The sequence below is a fragment of the uncultured Mobiluncus sp. genome (assembly GCF_947087965.1).
Taxonomy (GTDB): Bacteria; Actinomycetota; Actinomycetes; order Actinomycetales; family Actinomycetaceae; genus Mobiluncus.
This window is the reverse complement of record NZ_CAMUES010000006.1, coordinates 1-14368: the sequence shown is the minus strand read 5'-3', so window position 1 is coordinate 14368 and position 14368 is coordinate 1. Positions and strand designations below refer to the sequence as shown.

Below are 14368 nucleotides of genomic sequence, written 5' to 3'. Positions count from 1 at the left end.
TTTCTGAATGTCTTTCGTCCAACTGTGCCCTCACGAACCGCAAGAAGCACCGAAGTTCTAAATTACCGGATTTCACCTGTTTTTGCAAAATCAAGTTTCATCCACCGGTCTTGGCGGATACGCCAGCTCAACGTGGCCAGGCGCGCCAGGAAAAACACCCCGCAATAACACCCCCACAGCCAGGCCAGTCCCAGGATTCCGCCAGGCGCGAAACGCCACACCAGCACCAGAGCCGGGATATAAACACCTAGGTTAATCAGGCCCGCCAGAGCCAAATACCACGTGTCGTTGGCACCAATCAAGACCCCGTCAAACACGAACACCACCCCGGCCAGCGGTTGAAAGAACGCCGACACCAGCAGTGCCAAAGCAGCCGCAGCCAGCACTTCGGGGTCGCTGGAAAATATCCGCGGCCACAGCGAAGCCAGTACCGCGATGCTCAATCCCAGCACGACTCCCAGCCCCAGTCCCCACAGTGTCACTCGGCGAATCAGGTCGCGCACCGCCTGGCGGTCAGCTCGCCCCAACTCGAAACCAATGAGTGCCTGCACCGCGATAGCCAGAGAATCGTGCAGGTTTGCCCCGAGAGTCCAGGTGTTGGCCGCAATCTGACGCCCGGCAATGGCGACTTCTCCTTGGGAGGCCGCCACCCACAGGGTGCCGAGGATGACAATCTGCATGGTGAGGGTGCGAATCATTAGGGGCACGCCCCCGGCCAGAGCCGCGAAAATCGCTCGGAACTCGGGATACAGCGCGACTTTGGCGCGCCGAGCTCCGGCCATAATTTTCAGCGCAAATGCCGCCCCCATGCCGATACCGGCGATGGAAGTGCCGATGCCCGCCCCGGTGACTCCCAGGTTGAAACCATAGATAAACGCGGCGTTGAAAGCCACGTTCGCGATGGCTCCGGTGACCGAAATCACCAGTGGAGTCTTGGCGTCCAACACCCCGCGCATGGCCCCGGTTCCCGCCAGTACCAGCATCATTCCCAACATCGAGGGTGCCGCCGCCCGCAGATACGCCGCTCCTTGGACATTAACCGCCGCGGAGGCCCCAAATAGCGAAACAATCGGCAGCGCCCCGACCCACAGGACTACTGCCAGCACCACTCCCACCAGCAGCCCCAGCCAAGCTCCGTCCACCCCGGTCTTGACCGCACCGTGCCGGTCCCCCGCACCCAACTGGCGTGAGGCCACTGCGGTCGTGGTGTAGACCAGGAAAATACAAATCCCCACCAAGAACACGTTGACCGACGAACCGACGGTTAAGCCGGCCAGCTCGGTCGTTCCCACGTGCCCAATCATGGCAGAATCCGCTATCACCATGAGCGGTTCAGCCAGCAGCGACCCCAGGGAAGGCACGGCGAGCGACAAAATCCGCCGATTCAGGGGTTGGTTTTCCGGTTCAACGCGTTGTGCCTCCGATTCAGAAGGTCGGTTCCCCGATTCAGAAGGTCGATTTTCAGCCGGCATGGTGTCCCCCGGTTTCATGTTCACAGTACCGGCTTCAAAATATCGGCCACAATCAGCAGCACCGTCATGGCGATGAAAGCGATAACCACCGTGGCTGTCACCGGCAACATTGCCGCCAAATCGACCGGCCCACCGTCGTCGAGGCCCCGCGCGCGGCGCACCCGCTTGCGGATGCCCTCATAAATCGCGCCCGCGGCTTGCCCGCCATCGAGGGGCATCAGCGGAATCAGGTTGAACATGAACAGGGTCATGTTCAACGAGCCGAACAACAGCAGGAAAGACCGCAACTTTTCCAGGATACCGTAGCCGACAGAATCACTGGCAGCGATAGAACCCGCGACCTGCCCCATTCCCACGATTCCCATCACCGAGTTCGGGTCCCGCGGCTGATCCGGCTGGAACAACCCGATGGTGGTTTGCCACAGTTTCACGGGCAGGGCCAGCAGGATTTTCGCGGTGCCTTTCCCGATTTCCCATTCATATTTGGCGACTTCCCCCAGGCTGGCGTGGTGGCGTTCGGTGACGGCAATAACGCCGATAACCGAGCGTTTCCCCCCTTCCATAGTTTGCGGGGTCACCTGGATAGTCTGGGTATTGCCGTCACGCCGAACCGTAAGAGAGGCAGGTTTCCCAGCAGGGCTCACCGCCACTTGGCTGATGACTTCGTCCCAGGTCGCAACGGCTTTACCGTTCCAGGCGGTGATAACATCGCCAGGTGTCACCCCCGCCGCGGCCGCGGGAGAGTCCGGCGAGACCGTGGCGACTTCACGGGTCGGCAACTCGTAACCAATCGCGCTCAACGCCACCAGCACGCACAGGAAGCTCAAGGCCAGATTCACCAAAGTGCCGCTGACCATCACTATGAGGCGCTGCCAAATGGGTTTAGCGTAAAACGCCCGGTGTTCCTGGCCGGGCGGAATCTCTTCGTTCGAGGCAATCCGGGCCTCCTCGGCCGCGGTCAGTTCGCCTTTGCGGTTTTTCGTGCGCCGCCCCGGATGCCCCGGAGCGTACATGCCGACCATTCTCACGTAGCCGCCCAGCAGCACCCACTTCATTCCGACTTCGGTTTCCCCGATTTGGCGCGAAAATATCTTTGGTCCGAACCCAATGAAATACTGGGTACAGAGGATGTCGAAGCGTTTTGCAGGTATCAGGTGGCCCAGCTCGTGCAGGGCAATCGACACCAGCAAACCCAGCACGAGGGCAATGATTCCAGTGAAATAATCCATGACAGGGCGGTTCCGGTGCGGCGTTTAGCGGTTCTCGATGAGCTCGGCGGCTCGCTGTTTGGCCCATTCCAGGATGCCTTCCAGCACGGACAGGTCCGGGTTGGACACCCCGTGGTGTTCGCTGACGACCTGTTGCACCACGTCATAGATACCCAGGAAGGGCAGACGGCCGTCCAAGAAGGCGTTGACGGCGATTTCGTCCGCGCTGGCCAGGACCGCGGGGTGGGTGTCGGAGGCGGAAATGGCGTGCCGAGCCAGGCTGACCGCCGGGAAGATTGACTCGTTGAGCGGCTCGAACTGCCAGGTTGCGGCACTGCTCCAGTCACAAGCGGGGGCTACCTCGCGCAGCCGGTTGGGGGCGGACAGTCCCAGGGCAATCGGAATGCGCATATCGGGCGGGGAGGCCTGGAGCAGGGTCGCGCCGTCCCGGAACTGCACCATGGAATGCACAATCGATCCGGGGTGCACCACGACGTCGATGTCTTTCGGTTCAATGTCGAACAGCAGCGAAGCCTCGATGACTTCCAGCCCCTTGTTAAACATGGTGGCTGAGTTGACGGTCACCAGCGGACCCATGTCCCAAGTCGGGTGGTTCAAGGCTTGTTCTACCGTAACGTTTTCCTGTTCCGCGCGGGTTTTCGAACGGAACGGACCACCGCTAGCGGTCAGAATGAGGCGTTCCACCTCGCTGTAGCCGGTGACGGTCGGAGAGCACAAGCCGCGTTCGTGTTTGCCCGAGCGCAACGCCTGCCAAATAGCGCTGTGTTCGGAGTCAACCGGCACGATTTGGCCCGGCCACCGCAAAGCGTCCCGCACCAAGGAGCCGCCAATGACCAGGGATTCTTTGTTTGCCAGGGCCAGGCGCGCCCCGGAGTCTAACGCCCGCAGTGTCGCGTGCAGGCCGGAAATCCCCGCGATGGCGTTCAAAACTATGCCCTGGGGCACAAATCCGGCAGCCGCCTCGACTCCGGCCGGACCGGTCAACAGGTTATGGCTGGCTCGCGGTTGGCCCAAGTGTATCTCTGCCTCGCGGATTGCCTCGTCCAGCTCCGCCACGGAGCTGTTCGCCACGGCCACCATGGGGACTTCAAATTCAACGGCTTGACGCGCCAACACATCCAGATGCCGCCCGGAGGCAGCCAAGCCCTGCACCCGGAAGTGTCCGGGATGGGCGCGAACGATGTCCAAAGCCTGGGTTCCAATCGAGCCGGTAGAACCCAAAATTACAATATCTTGCACCCGTTCATTCTAACGGCAAGTTTAGGTTTCGCTCATTTACAGCGACCAACAACCCCCACCAGGGGATGGAGAAAGCCGCCCCAACTCCCTTGTGAAAGGGACAATCACTCGACTGCTAGCAGCACTTCGACCGCGCGAGCCAGGTATGCGTCCACCGGGCCTTCCAGGTAGGCTCGGGCTCCCTTTGCCTCGGCAAACACCGTGTCACGAATCTCTTTGCTGGTCAGAGGCTTGTTTTCGTCAAAATACGCCACTAATCGGTCCAGCAGCGCGTCCACGTCCTCAATCCGGTAGCCGCGCTGGCGCCCTTGGGGGTGGGCAAATCGTTTTCCTGCCGGACGCAACAGCCGCGGATAGAGAGTCGTGGCCTGTTCCGCCACCAGCGACATCCAGGCCTTTTGCCCGTTCACCGCGATATGGTCAGCCCGCGCCCGCGCCACAAAAGCCGATTCCAGCCGATCCATCGCCGCGTCGACTTCCACAAAGTTATATCCCCCGCGCACCACGTTGAATCCCTGGGCCCGCACCTGCGCCGCCCCGAAATTTGCTGGTCCACCGTTGCCTTCGTATGCCGAACGTGCCTTGGCCAAGAACTTGTCGACCTGGTTGCGGTCGTAGCCCTTGCCCAGGAGTTTAGCGGTGCGAAACGTCGTGTCGCTCACGTCCCGGCCCTTTCCTTGTTTCTCTGTACTCTCAACAGTTTTCCGCACGCTTCCTGAGTTTCCTCTAAGCCGCGGGAGGCTGTTTCGCTTTCGCCGCAAGCTGCCCGCAGGCCCCGTCAATATCCGAGCCGCGCGTATCCCGCAACGTAGTGCTGATTCCAGCTTGCCGCAAAATCTCTATGAATTCGTCCATGACACGCGGCAGGGACGCATCCCAGATACTCCCCGGCGTGGGATTGAGCGGAATCGGGTTCACATGCGCCCAAGTTTTACCCCGTTCATTGAGTTTATCCGCTAACAGCCGGGCTCGCCACGGATGGTCGTTCATGTCTCTAATCAGGGCGTATTCGATAGAAACACGCCGCCCGGTCGCTTGGAAATACGCATAAGCGGTGTCCAACAGTTCGTCGACCTGGTAGCGCCGGTTCATGGGTATCAGTTCGTTGCGCAATTCGTCGTCAGGTGCGTGCAGGGACACGGCCAGAGTGACCGGCAGCCCTTCCTGAGTCAGCTTGCGAATTCCCGGCACCAGCCCGACGGTGGAAACGACCAGGTTGCGGGCCGAAATCCCAAAACCTTGCGGGACTTCGGCGGTGAGGGTTCGAATCGTGTGCAGCAGGGACTTGTAGTTGGCCAGCGGCTCACCCATCCCCATAAACACCAGGTTAGACAGCCGCGCCGGACTGCCGAGTTCCCCGTCTTGGGCGGCCTTAGCGGCGAGCCGGACCTGTTCCAAGATTTCCGCCGCCGAGAGATTTCGGGTCAAGCCAAGCTGGCCGGTCGCGCAAAACGGGCAGCCCATCCCGCAGCCGACCTGTGAGGATACGCACAAGGTGACGCGTTTCGGGTAGCGCATCAGGACGGATTCCACTTGGGCGCCATCGAATAGCCGCCACAGAGTTTTGCGAGTCCAGCCCTTATCAGCAACTTGGGTCACGACCGGGGTAATCAGCTCAGGCAGCAGACCGCGAGCCCGTTCCTGGTCGGTCTGGCCCAGGTCTGTCATCTGGGAGGGCTCGGCTTCGAAGCGCCCAAAATAGTGGCGCGCCACCTGGTCAGCCCGAAACGGGCGCATTCCCGCCGCGGCTACCGCCTCACGGCGCTGCTGCGGGTCGAAGTCGGCGAAATGCTGCGGCGGTTTGCCGCGAGCCTGCGCTCGAAAGTTGAGTTCTGCCGTAGCCTCCGCGTGTGTGGCCCCCAACGGCGGTTGTTCGTGGGGCAGAACCTGTCTCTCCATAGGTTTAAGTTTAACGGTTTTCCCGGAACTTCCCGAGCGGGGTCTAGGACATCACCGGGGCTTGTTGGGAAAAGATAGCGAACTTCAACACGATATAGGCCACCGGCGCTGTCATCAGGATAGAATCCATCCGATCCAGCAGCCCGCCGTGCCCCGGCAACAGGTGACCCATATCTTTAATGCCGAGTTCCCGTTTCAACAACGATTCGCTCAAATCGCCCAGAGTCCCCACTACCGCCATGAAAACACCCAAAATAATCCCGTAAAACCACGGAATCCCAATCCAGAACGTGCCTGCCACGGACACGATAACAGCAAACAGGACCGAACCTGCAAACCCTTCCCAGGTCTTGCGCGGGGAAATGGACGGTGTCATGTGGTGGCGTCCCAGGAATCGCCCGCAGAAATAGCCCCCGGTATCCGAACCCAACGTGACGGATAAAACGAAAACCGCGGTGGCGGGGGCTCCGCACTCCACCGCCAACAAAGCCAGGAAAGACCCCAAGAACGGAATATAAGCCACGGTCAGAGTGCTGACAGTCACGTTCTTGAGCGCATCTTCACCGCGGTAAGGACCCGCCAACTGCCACAACAGGGCGGCCGCCACCGTCAGGAAAGTTGCGGTCAGCATGGCCTCCAATCCGACCTGCCAAGCACAGATGAAAATCCCGATTCCCCCGATGACGACAATCGGCATGCCCAAATGCCGATCCGTAAACCGGATGGCGTGGCGAAACTCGATGAGGCAAGCCACAATCGTCACCACGCACAAGGCCGCGAACAGGGGCTTCACCAGGAATAGGGTCAGTCCATACGCCGCCAGCAGTCCCGCCCCGACCCCGGTGGCCGCTACCAGGTTGCGGCCGGCCTTCTGAGGTTTGTCGGGCGCGGATTGCCCGGGTTTAGGCTCCTTTTTCGCGGATTTCGCGGAAGGCATGCCCAAGCGCGGTCTCCGGCGCTGCTGTGCGGCGCGGTTTTCCCTGCGGCTGGGCCGGGTCACCGGATGCACTCCGGTGTCCTCAGTCGCCGGAGATGCCGCAGGCTCAACAGATTGCGGCTGCTGGAAATCTTCAGTATCAACCATGCTCTAAAACCCAGGTAATAAACGGGTAATAACGGGCTGGCAAGGCCTAGATAGTCATCAACTCTGATTCTTTGGCAGCCAGCAGCTGGTCAATCTCATCGGTGAACTTCTTCGTAATGGAATCGAGTTCCTTTTCACCGCGTTTGATTTCGTCCTCGCCGAGTTCCTTGTTCTTTAGCATGGTTTCGAATTCGTCCTTGGCTTTGCGGCGCAGCGAACGCACGGATTGGCGGCCCTCCTCGGCTTTGGTTTTCGCCATCTTAACGTATTCCTTGCGGCGTTCCTCCGTCAGGGCGGGCAGGACGATGCGTATCGTTTTGCCGTCGTCAGTGGGGTTCACGCCCAAGTCGGCTTCCGCAATAGCGCGAATGATGTCTTGTGAAGCGGACTTGTCAAAAGGCTGGACGATGACGGTGCGCGCTTCGGGAATGTTAAAGGAAGCGAGCTGCTTTAGCGGGGTCGGGGCGCCATAGTAGTCGACCATAATGCCGTCAAACATGGCGGTGTTGGCTCGACCGGTACGGATGGCGGCGAATTCATCTTGGGTGGCGCTCAAGGCTTTTGCCATCATGCTCTTGGCGGATTTGAGGGTGTCTTCAATCAAGGGTTTCTCCTTTGTTCCTTAGCTTTCTCCACAGGTTCCCCGGTGGGTTTTCTTCGTTTCAATCACTTTTCGTTGTACAGCACGGTACCGATGTTTTCGCCCAGCAACGCTCTGGTGACGTTGCCCGGCTGGGTCATGCCGAATACGCGCATCTTCAGCTTGTTTTCCGAACACAAGGAGAAAGCGGCCGCATCCACGACTTTCAGCCCATCGTGCAGCGCTTTCTCATAGCTGACCTCATCGAGTTTTACAGCCTGAGGGTTCTGGCGCGGATCGTCGGTGTACACCCCGTCCACCCCGTTCTTGCCCACCAGCAGTTCCTGGCAGTGAGTTTCTAGGGCGCGCTGTGCGCTAACGGTGTCGGTCGAGAAGTACGGCATCCCTGCACCCGCCCCGAACACGACCACACGCCCTTTTTCGAGGTGACGAATGGCTCGCAAGGGCACATACGGCTCGGCGACCTGGGTCATCGTGATGGCGGACTGTACCCGGGTGCGTACTCCGGCCTGTTCCAAGAAATCCTGCAGGGCCAGGGCGTTCATGACGGTACCCAACATCCCCATATAGTCTGCCCGAGCGCGGTCCAAGCCACGCTGGCTCAGCTCCGCACCGCGAAAGAAGTTCCCGCCGCCAACCACGATGGCAACCTGTACTCCCTGCGTCACCGCCGCGGCGACCTGCTGAGCAATATCGGAAACCACATCGGGGTCGAGCCCCACTTGACCGCCGCCAAAGACTTCACCGGACAGTTTCATCAAAACCCGGCGTTTACCGGTGGCTACTGAGCCGTCGTCGCTCATTTATCTTCTCCCTTGAAAGACCTACATCCTTAGACATTATACGCAAATGCCCCAAAGCCTTCATCGACCCTGGGGCATTTGCTTAGTTCAAATGGTTGCTAAACCCTTTCCGGGTTTACTCGCCAGCCTGCAAACGCGCAAAAGCGGTGACCTTGCCCTTGGAGGCTTCCACAATCTTGCCGACCGTGGTCTTGGGATCCTTGGCAAAGGGCTGTTCGAGCAGCACGCAGTCCTTGTAAAAGCCCTTCATCCGGCCTTCCACAATCTTGGCGACAGCAGCTTCCGGCTTGCCTTCAGCCTTGGTGGTTTCGGTCAGCGTGGCGCGTTCCTTTTCGACTTCCTCGGCAGGAACATCCTCGCAGCTGAGGTACTCCGGGCTGTAGGCCGCGATGTGCATCGCGACATCGTGAGCAACTTCGGCACCCGCCTTGTCGGTAGCCACCAGCACGCCAACGGTCGGAGGCAGGTCCTGGGAAGAACGATGCAGGTAGACATCGACGGCTTCGCCCTCGACCTGACGCACGTTGCCGACTTCCAGTTTCTCGCCGATGATTGCCGCGACCGCGTCCAAGGTATCCTTGACGGTGCCGTCAGCAGACTTGGCAGCCAAAAGTTCCTCTACGTTAGCCGCACCGGATAAAGCGGCGGCGTCCAGAATCTTGTCCGCCATCGCGATGAATTTGTCGGTCTTGACCACGAAGTCGGTTTCCGCGTTGACCTCAACCATGGTGCCGCGCTGGCCAGCCTTGGTGTCGGTAACTTTCGCGGCAATCAAGCCGGCGCCCGCGGAGCGGCCTTCCCGCTTCGAAAGGGACTTCAGGCCCTTGACCCGAATAATCTTCAAGGCTTCCTCGCGGTCGCCGTTCGCTTCTTCCAGGGCTTTCTTAACGTCAGCCAGACCCGCGCCGGTTTCTTCGCGCAGATCCTTCAGGTCTTGCATACTGTATTTAGCCAATTTTTCCTCCAGTTTCAGAGCAAGTTTCATGCACCGGGAATCTCATATTCCCGAATCTTTTTAGGGCAGAGCGCGGAACCTATTGTTTCCCGCTCCAGTGCAGCCGATTACTCGGCCTTTTCGTCGGCTTTCTCGCCCTCGGCGGCGGGTTCAGCAGGCTTTTCCTCCGCCGGCGTGTTCGCGTTATCGCCGGCCAGCAGTTCCCGTTCCCACTCAGCCATCGGTTCGGCGCTTTCCGGGTTCTCGCCCAGTTGCTTCTTGGAGCGAGCCACCAGGCCCTCCGCGCAAGCGTCAGCGATTACCTTGGTCAGCAAATCGACCGCGCGAATCGCGTCGTCGTTGCCGGGAATGCCGTAATCGACTTCGTCAGGGTCGCAGTTCGTGTCCAGGATGGCCACGACCGGAATCCCGAGCTTTTGGGCTTCGGCAATGGCCAGGTGTTCTTTCTTGGTGTCAACGACCCAGATAGCCGAAGGGGTCTTTGCCATGTCGCGGATGCCGCCCAAGGTCTTGGCCAGCTTGTCCTTTTCACGGCGCATCATCAACAGTTCCTTCTTCGTCAACCCCGAAGCGGAAGTGTCCTCAAAGTCATACTGTTCCAGTTCCTTCAAACGCTGCAAACGCTTGTGTACCGTAGAGAAGTTGGTCAGCATGCCACCCAGCCAACGTTCGTTCACGTAAGGCATCCCCACGCGGGTGGCCTGTTCCTGAATAGACTCCTGAGCCTGTTTCTTGGTGCCAACGAACAGCATGGTGCCACCGTGGGCCACGGTTTCCTTAACGAATTCGTAAGCAATATCGATGTCAGCGATGGTTTGCTGCAAGTCGAGGATGTAGATGCCGGAACGGTCGGTCAAAATAAACCGCTTCATCTTGGGGTTCCAGCGACGGGTCTGATGCCCGAAATGTACGCCGCTTTCCAAAAGCTGGCGCATGGTAACGACTGCCATGTGGCGTCCTTCTTTCAGTTATGGGACACAGCTACCCCGGCGCGCGTAGCTCTCCGGGGACGTCTACGTCCAATTTCGGTTAATGCCTGGTGTTCGCTCGCTTTCCCCACCCCGCAGGGACCTGGAGGATTGCGCTCATCACGGCTAAGCTGACGAAAAACCGGCAGCGCCGCGATTGCGAACACGCGAAGTCAGCTGCATGGGCAGCTGCAAGGGTTAACTTTACCAAAACTTCCTCTGAAAAAGCCAATTCGGCGCGACCTGGTGCGGTTTTGTGGTTTATCCACAAGCAGGGCCAAATAGGGGTTTTCCACAGGGAAAAAATTATTCTCTGGTGTGGGTGTTCCCTTTCGCGACACACTGCAGTCATGAGAAAAGTTATCATCACGCTTTGCTGTTGCCTGACCTTGAGCCTGACCGGGGTGTCCGCTTCACCAGCCGCCGGCATCACCGCCGACCGAGGCTTACCCGCCGTTGCCAGTTCAGCGACCCCAACAGCCCTTTCACCAGGAAAAACGTCAGGTCTGCGCGACTTCCTGTACTGGCCTACAGGTCACCCGACGGCAGTTCCCCGCAAATTCGACCCACCGGCCCAAAAATGGCTGGCCGGACACCGCGGTATCGACCTCAGGGTGAGCCCCGGTCAAACCGTTTTTGCCGCGACTGACGCGACGGTGCTCTATGCCGGTAACTTAGCGGGTCGTCCGGTGATTTCCCTCGAGGACACCACCGGACGGCGCTACACCTACGAACCGGTAGAACCTTCGGTCGCGGTCGGGGATGACGTGACTCGGGGCCAAGCTATCGGGACAGCGCTGGGTGGACACTGTTCCGGTGGGGACTGCCTGCATTTCGGGGTCAAGGACGGCCCGGACGGTTATGTAGACCCCTTGCGTCTGTTAGGGGGAAGGATTCGCCTGTTCCCGGTTCACTAGACGGGTTGCCGACAACCAGCGAAGCCGAGCGCTTACTTATCAGCGGGGGACGATGAATATTGAGCCGGGGCTTTATAGATGCCGGTAATCAGGTTGCTGCCGTGAACGTACTCCACCCGGTACTGGGATACGGTGTTCGAAGGAGCATCGTATTTCAGAGTCTCGCCATTCTCGGAGCGAGCGATAATCGGGGGTTCTTCATTGCGAGCCACGACCCAAAAAACCGACTGGTTCTGTTTGGTCTTTCCGACAGAAACATCGAGGATTTCCGTGCGCGGCACCCCGGTTTCCACGTGGGAGTACTTCTTTGTGAAGGCATTGGACCACTGGGCCATCTCCTGGCACTTCGTGCAGGCATTGGTGTAAACCTGGTTGGCGAAATGGGTATCGCTCGCCACAAAGCTGTAGTACATGGAGTAGGTAAAGTACTTCACCACTGTGGCCGCGCCGTCCACGGAAAACTCGTGGAAAAACTTCGGCTTGTCAAACGGTGCCACTTTCATCAACTGATCAGCGGGAATGGTCTGTAGGTCAGCGGGGGAAGGTTTACCTTCGGTGGCCGCAGTATAGCGCGGCGCCGGTGCTCCGGGAATCGGGTCTTGGGTCGTTTCAGGGGCGGCGGGTTCGACCAGAGGAATATCCGCGGTCATCATTTCCCGGGCGGTTCTCTCAGTGCCAGAAGCACCAACCGCAGTACCGCATCCCGTCAAGACCGCAGCAGAGCACAGCATCACCAGCGATGCTTGTAAAATCCGCAGTTTCCCGACCATGACGCTCCTTTCGAGGCACCATACTCTACAGTCCATAAAACATTGTATGAGTTATCGTAGGAAATTCATAGAATCAATCCAGCTTTTTCCCAGTTTTGTCAAGACATTCCCAGGAACTATACATCCAGCTCAAAGGCATGATTTTTCAATATTTTAGAAAATCTTTGGGGATTTTTTTAAATTGGGACTTTAGGCCCGCGGATGCGCCTGCAAATACACCGCACGGAGCTTATCCATCGACAGGTGCGTATAGCGCTGGGTTGTGGCCAGGCTGGCGTGTCCCAGGATTTCCTGGACGCTGCGCAAATCCGCGCCGCCGTCCAACAGGTGGGTAGCGGCGGTGTGACGCAGCCCGTGTGGTCCCAAGTCCGGTACTCCCGCCTGCACGGTCAGGCGATGCAGCATGCCGCGGACTATCCGCGTATCCAACGCCCCACCTTTTGCTCCCAGAAATACCCGGTTCAGCGCCGGTTTTTCTGGATTCACCAGGGCGGGGCGGCCCTTTTCCAGGTACTCTTCCAGCGCCAGACCCGCGGGAATGCCGTAGGGGACGACCCGCTGTTTGTCGCCTTTTCCCGTCACCCGGATAGTGCGCTGGCTTTTGTTGATGTTGGCTAGTTCCAGCCCGGTCAACTCACTGACCCGAATGCCGGTAGCATAAAGTAGCTCCAATGCGGCCCAGTCTCGCAGTTTGACCGAATCGGGGGTAGCGGAGTCTTCCCGATAAGCGGCGGCTCGAGCCGTTTCCAAGAGGTGCGCCGCATCCGCGGCCGACAGAACCGTGGGCAGGGCATTATCCGGCCGCGTTGCCCGCAAATTTTCCCCCGCATCGCCCCGGACAATGCCGCGGACCTGCGCCCATGATGCAAAAGTGCGGAAGGACGCGACTCGGCGAGCCAGAGTAGCGCGGCTCATCCCCGCGCGGCTCATCGAACCAAGCCACGCCCGAATCCGGGCAGGATTAGCCAAATCCGCACGCAGCCGCGACACTCGGGGGTCATCCTCGGAATCGGAGTCGACCAGGAAAGTCATCAACTCCCGCAAATCCGTGAGATAGGCCCTCACGGTTTGCGGAGAAAGCCCCCGGTTTACGCTCAGCCATTGCCCAAAATCAGCGGTGATTTCTGAGGCGAAGTCCGCGGCTGGATGATTTTCACTCACCCCATGATTCTATCTGGCCATAGCTGTCGTCCCCAGGCGATACCGTCCGTTGCGGGTTTCAACTTTGCCGTCCAGCTCCATCAACCCCAGCTCACTTTGCACCGTGCGAGTGCCCAAACCAGCAGCACGAGCGACCTGCTCCAGGGATTTCCACGCCGTTTTCGACAGGGAATCAATGACTTTCACGCCGTCACTGGTCAATCCGGCAAAGAGCGAGGGCGCCGGGATTTGTCCGGCAGAGTTGCGCTGGGGTGCAGACGCTGCCGCTCCGGCACCGGCTTTGTTTGCGGCCACCCCGGCACCGAACACCTTTTGCTCCTGAGCGTTCAGCGGAAACATGAGTTCCATGATTTCCTCCGCGTTCGTCACCAGGGCAGCGCCTTCACGAATCAGTCGATGGCATCCTGCCGAAGCGGTGGAGGTGACCGGTCCGGGCATCGCGGCGACCTGACGTCCCTGCTCTGCGCCATGATTGGCGGTAGACATCGCCCCGGAACGCTCACCGGCTTCAACGACTACTACAACTTGGGACAGAGCCGAAATGATGCGGTTCCTGGTCAAAAACAGGTGTTTAGCGGGACGCTGCGAGGGCGGGGTTTCACTGACAATCGCCCCGGTTTTCTGAATCTGGGAAAACAGCCGCGCATTCATGGCCGGGTACAGCTCGCCCAACCCACCAGCCTGGACACTGATAGTTTTGCCTCGTGAGGCAAGCGCCCCTTGATGAGCGGCCGCGTCGATCCCATAGGCTCCACCACTGACGACCCAGATACCACGCTCCCCCAGTTCATAAGCGATTTCCTGGGCTATATCCGTTCCGTAGTGGGTCGCACAGCGCGCCCCCACCAGGGCTACTGCCCCCTCTGACGCCAGCGCCTGCAAAGCCCGCGGATTGCCCCGCACCCACAGCGCCAACGGCGCCACCATTCCCAGGTCGTCTGCCATCGTCGGCCAAGCCGCGTCACCGGGCACCACCAGCGTCCCGCCGTCTCGGCTCAGCAGCTGATATTCCATCTCTAAGTTGAGTTCCCGCTGCCGCAAAGCCCAGCCCTCAATTTGCGCCACTGATGCCGGAAGTTTCACGGGTTGAAACACGGTGCGAATCATCATGTCATCGATTTCCGGCAGCCTGCCCGCCAAAAATTTCACCCGTTCCAAGGCTTCCATAACCCCGAAATGCCCGATGACCTGGCCTACGACGGGCTCTCCTGGCTGGGCGATAGCAGTCCAGATTGCCCGAGCCCGGCGTTCTTCCGGGCTCGGTCCAGAT

General features: G+C 59.5%; 14 protein-coding genes. 1 reads left to right on the top strand and 13 read right to left on the bottom strand.

The features are described 5' to 3' along the window. Window positions 1-62: 62 nt before the first annotated feature. The 10 genes from Q0V70_RS06970 to rpsB all read right to left on the bottom strand — a co-directional run bounded on the left by Q0V70_RS06970 (window position 63) and on the right by rpsB (window position 10232). A complete protein-coding gene (locus tag Q0V70_RS06970; RefSeq protein WP_297590361.1) occupies window positions 63-1490 on the bottom strand; it encodes an MATE family efflux transporter in 1428 nt (475 codons plus the stop codon). A 2-nt stretch (window positions 1491-1492) separates the two neighbouring features. Then, window positions 1493-2701: an RIP metalloprotease gene (locus tag Q0V70_RS06965; protein ID WP_297590063.1), complete on the bottom strand. Its 1209-nt coding sequence runs from the start codon at window positions 2699-2701 to the stop codon at window positions 1493-1495. Window positions 2702-2725: 24 nt separating this feature from the next. After that, the gene (gene dxr, locus Q0V70_RS06960; protein ID WP_297590060.1) at window positions 2726-3940 is read right to left on the bottom strand and encodes a 1-deoxy-D-xylulose-5-phosphate reductoisomerase; all 1215 of its coding nucleotides are present in this window, start codon (window positions 3938-3940) and stop codon (window positions 2726-2728) included. 104 nt (window positions 3941-4044) lie between these two features. Then, window positions 4045-4602, bottom strand: coding sequence for a DivIVA domain-containing protein (locus tag Q0V70_RS06955; protein WP_297590057.1), 558 nt, complete (start codon window positions 4600-4602; stop codon window positions 4045-4047). Window positions 4603-4666: 64 nt separating this feature from the next. Beyond that, window positions 4667-5839, bottom strand: coding sequence for a 23S rRNA (adenine(2503)-C(2))-methyltransferase RlmN (rlmN, locus tag Q0V70_RS06950; protein ID WP_297590054.1), 1173 nt, complete (start codon window positions 5837-5839; stop codon window positions 4667-4669). Window positions 5840-5882: 43 nt separating this feature from the next. Further along, the gene (locus Q0V70_RS06945; protein ID WP_297590049.1) at window positions 5883-6923 is read right to left on the bottom strand and encodes a phosphatidate cytidylyltransferase; all 1041 of its coding nucleotides are present in this window, start codon (window positions 6921-6923) and stop codon (window positions 5883-5885) included. A gap of 46 nt (window positions 6924-6969) precedes the next feature. Further along, entirely contained in the window at window positions 6970-7527 is a 558-nt protein-coding gene (frr, locus tag Q0V70_RS06940) for a ribosome recycling factor (protein ID WP_282921290.1), read from the bottom strand. Between the two features lie 62 nt (window positions 7528-7589). Further along, window positions 7590-8327 carry a UMP kinase gene (gene pyrH, locus Q0V70_RS06935; RefSeq protein ID WP_297590046.1) on the bottom strand — a complete coding sequence of 246 codons (738 nt, stop codon included), beginning with the start codon at window positions 8325-8327 and terminating at the stop codon, window positions 7590-7592. Window positions 8328-8442: 115 nt separating this feature from the next. Beyond that, window positions 8443-9312: a translation elongation factor Ts gene (gene tsf / locus Q0V70_RS06930; RefSeq protein ID WP_297590043.1), complete on the bottom strand. Its 870-nt coding sequence runs from the start codon at window positions 9310-9312 to the stop codon at window positions 8443-8445. Window positions 9313-9389: 77 nt separating this feature from the next. Continuing rightward, window positions 9390-10232: a 30S ribosomal protein S2 gene (rpsB, locus tag Q0V70_RS06925; protein WP_297590041.1), complete on the bottom strand. Its 843-nt coding sequence runs from the start codon at window positions 10230-10232 to the stop codon at window positions 9390-9392. Between the two features lie 368 nt (window positions 10233-10600). Here rpsB and Q0V70_RS06920 point away from each other — a divergent pair, with 368 nt between their 5' ends. Beyond that, window positions 10601-11167: a M23 family metallopeptidase gene (locus tag Q0V70_RS06920; RefSeq protein WP_297590039.1), complete on the top strand. Its 567-nt coding sequence runs from the start codon at window positions 10601-10603 to the stop codon at window positions 11165-11167. Between the two features lie 32 nt (window positions 11168-11199). Here Q0V70_RS06920 and Q0V70_RS06915 read toward each other — a convergent pair whose 3' ends face one another. From Q0V70_RS06915 to dprA, 3 genes are all read right to left on the bottom strand, one after another. Continuing rightward, complete coding sequence (locus tag Q0V70_RS06915) at window positions 11200-11937, bottom strand: DUF6318 family protein (RefSeq protein WP_297590036.1); 738 nt, start codon at window positions 11935-11937, stop codon at window positions 11200-11202. Window positions 11938-12126: 189 nt separating this feature from the next. Beyond that, window positions 12127-13098, bottom strand: coding sequence for a tyrosine recombinase XerC (locus tag Q0V70_RS06910; protein WP_297590033.1), 972 nt, complete (start codon window positions 13096-13098; stop codon window positions 12127-12129). A 9-nt stretch (window positions 13099-13107) separates the two neighbouring features. Further along, on the bottom strand, window positions 13108-14368 hold a 1261-nt coding region (gene dprA, locus Q0V70_RS06905), incomplete at its 5' end, for a DNA-processing protein DprA (RefSeq protein WP_297590031.1).

Bases quoted from the DNA above. Each gene is read 5' to 3' on its own strand.
- pyrH (WP_297590046.1), bottom strand. From the start codon at position 8,327: ATGAGCGACGACGGCTCAGTAGCCACCGGTAAACGCCGGGTTTTGATG.
- Q0V70_RS06920 (WP_297590039.1), top strand. From the start codon at position 10,601: ATGAGAAAAGTTATCATCACGCTTTGCTGTTGCCTGACCTTGAGCCTG.
- rpsB (WP_297590041.1), bottom strand. From the start codon at position 10,232: ATGGCAGTCGTTACCATGCGCCAGCTTTTGGAAAGCGGCGTACATTTC.
- Q0V70_RS06965 (WP_297590063.1), bottom strand. From the start codon at position 2,701: ATGGATTATTTCACTGGAATCATTGCCCTCGTGCTGGGTTTGCTGGTG.
- Q0V70_RS06970 (WP_297590361.1), bottom strand. From the start codon at position 1,490: ATGAAACCGGGGGACACCATGCCGGCTGAAAATCGACCTTCTGAATCG.
- rlmN (WP_297590054.1), bottom strand. From the start codon at position 5,839: ATGGAGAGACAGGTTCTGCCCCACGAACAACCGCCGTTGGGGGCCACA.
- Q0V70_RS06945 (WP_297590049.1), bottom strand. From the start codon at position 6,923: ATGGTTGATACTGAAGATTTCCAGCAGCCGCAATCTGTTGAGCCTGCG.
- tsf (WP_297590043.1), bottom strand. From the start codon at position 9,312: ATGAAACTTGCTCTGAAACTGGAGGAAAAATTGGCTAAATACAGTATG.
- Q0V70_RS06915 (WP_297590036.1), bottom strand. From the start codon at position 11,937: ATGGTCGGGAAACTGCGGATTTTACAAGCATCGCTGGTGATGCTGTGC.